Raw genomic sequence first — 688 nt, forward strand, 5'->3', positions numbered from 1 at the left:
AATGCCTGCTCCTACTGCTTGTACGTACACGGTTTCAGGTTCTATTTCACTCCCCTCACAGGGGTTCTTTTCGCCTTTCCCTCACGGTACTGGTTCACTATCGGTCAGTCAGTAGTATTTAGCCTTGGAGGATGGTCCCCCCATATTCAGACAGGATATCACGTGTCCCGCCCTACTCGATTTCACTGAATGTGCGTTGTCGACTACGGGGCTATCACCCTGTATCGCCGGACTTTCCAGACCGTTCGTCTAACGCATATAAAGCTTAAGGGCTAGTCCAATTTCGCTCGCCGCTACTTTCGGAATCTCGGTTGATTTCTTTTCCTCGGGGTACTTAGATGTTTCAGTTCCCCCGGTTCGCCTCATTAACCTATGAATTCAGTTAATGATACTAGCTTATGCTAGTGGGTTTCCCCATTCAGAAATCCCAGACTCAAATGGTTGTTACTACCTAATCTGGGCTTATCGCAAGTTACTACGTCTTTCATCGCCTCTGACTGCCAAGGCATCCACCGTGTACGCTTAGTCACTTAACCATACAACCCCAAAGAGTTTCAGAAGAAATCTTGAGTTTGTTGTTTAAACAACCAAAGTTGCTATCTCATTATTTGAATGAGCGAGATAGCTATCGATTTTGCCGGACTCAAATATGTTTTGCTTTCGCAAAACCCAAGAACACTTGAATGTG

The 688-nt window shown here is 45.6% G+C and carries 1 rRNA gene; it reads right to left on the bottom strand.

The annotated features are described in order from the left end of the window. Nucleotides 1-536 (bottom strand): 23S ribosomal RNA (locus KHN78_RS00040); the annotation flags it as partial. Between the last annotated feature and the right edge of the window lie 152 nt (nucleotides 537-688).

Source organism: Vibrio sp. B1REV9 (genome assembly GCF_905175395.2).
GTDB lineage: Bacteria > Pseudomonadota > Gammaproteobacteria > Enterobacterales > Vibrionaceae > Vibrio > Vibrio alfacsensis.